The sequence below is a fragment of the Neisseria sp. HMSC078H04 genome (assembly GCF_001838135.1).
Classification (GTDB): Bacteria; Pseudomonadota; Gammaproteobacteria; order Burkholderiales; family Neisseriaceae; genus Neisseria.
Genome location: NZ_KV835848.1, coordinates 1 through 1,416, shown reverse-complemented (window position 1 = coordinate 1,416; position 1,416 = coordinate 1). Strand labels below are relative to the sequence as shown.

The 1,416-nt window shown below is 42.8% G+C and carries 2 protein-coding genes and 1 pseudogene; all 3 read right to left on the bottom strand.

Annotated elements, in window-relative coordinates; genetic code table 11:
* Window positions 1-260: pseudogene (locus HMPREF2560_RS05655) on the bottom strand (RHS repeat protein); the annotation flags it as partial.
* Window positions 261-538: 278 nt separating this feature from the next.
* Complete coding sequence (locus tag HMPREF2560_RS10915) at window positions 539-778, bottom strand: hypothetical protein (protein ID WP_006155758.1); 240 nt, start codon at window positions 776-778, stop codon at window positions 539-541.
* Window positions 772-1,416 (bottom strand): glycohydrolase toxin TNT-related protein (locus HMPREF2560_RS11265; RefSeq protein WP_168167306.1); only part of this gene is annotated, 645 nt, incomplete at its 5' end. The genes HMPREF2560_RS10915 and HMPREF2560_RS11265, both read right to left, overlap by 7 nt.

Genomic DNA, 1,416 nt, shown 5'->3' with positions numbered 1-1,416 from the left:
TCGGCCAGTTCGCGGTGGATCAGGTTGCCGAGGTCGTCGTAGTAATAGGTCGTGCCGTTGTAGTCGAAGCAGGTAATGCTTTGGCGGTTGGCGGCGCGGACGAGGTTGCCGTCTAGGTCGTATTGGTAAACGGTTTCCTGAACCTTGTCGTTGTCGCGGGCAAGGGTGTGGATTAAGCGTCCCAATACATCGCGTTTGAACTCGGTAATCCGCAGCGGGGTTTGGCTGTCGAGGTCGTCTGAAAGAGGGGCGGCATCTTTTGGGGCAATGCAGTTGCGCCATCAGTTTAGTGGTGAGGGGGCGTTGTAGCCGTAGCTTGTGGTGTAACCAACAAGAGAGAAATTTGGTAGAGGTCGCCTGAAAATAAGTTTTCAGACGAACTCTACATCAATCAGTAATGAAATTGTTAAAGAATCGATAGCTCAGACGCCTTCAAAGAAGATTTAGATGTCGCTTAAAAAGTAGAAGCCGCGTGTATGTTACGCACATACCCCATACCATAATTAAAAGTTTCATACAGGCTACAGTTTGCTTTTTTTCATTCGAAAGAAAAATTTAACATTTTTGATAACCGATTTATAAAATATAGAATTGCCAAATGTTCATCTTGGTAACAATATTCTTCGGTTCTCAATCCTCTTTCAGAATAGAATATATGCCATTTTTTATTTTCTTCAACAATACATAATGATTCATCATTTACTTCATTGATTGAGTAACTATCTTCTGGTACACCTTTACTTTTAAGGTATGAATTCAATTCATTAATTTTTAACATTTTCCTATTTCCACCTCTTCTAGATGCCCAGATTCTATATATGATTTAACAGATTTTGGCAATTCATACTGTGTCCCTAATCCAATCTCTCCGAACCACGGCATAATTTTACTTGCAGCTACATTATCAATTGGTTTCAGTACCCTATATATGCTATAAGGCTTTTGATTAGAACCAGGAGGTAAGGCTCTCATAGGGTATGGTGTTCCTACTGGAGACACAAATGTTCCTCCTGGATAACCATACCTATCAACAAGAGTGCCAACCGGAAGTGTAATACTCCTCACTTCACCTAAAGCGCCTCTATTAGGAGGCCAATATGGTGTGGGCAGATTTTTATTTAAACCTAGGACATCAAGCCACTTATTTGTATTAGGCGCAAACTGATATAGATTGTCTCCGCCTGAAAGCCCAATCGGGTCCTGATTGATAAACCGACCCGCATCAGGCTCATAATACCTGAAGAAGTTGTAATGCAGCCCCGTCTCACGGTCGGCATACTGGTTTTGCAGGCGGAAGGGTTGGTAAGCACTATCCGTTACCTTGGTTTCTTCTTTCAGACAACCCCAGCCGTAATAATCCCCGAACCACAGCAAATTGCCGTCCTTATCGGTCATTTCTCTTGGGATGCCGATTTG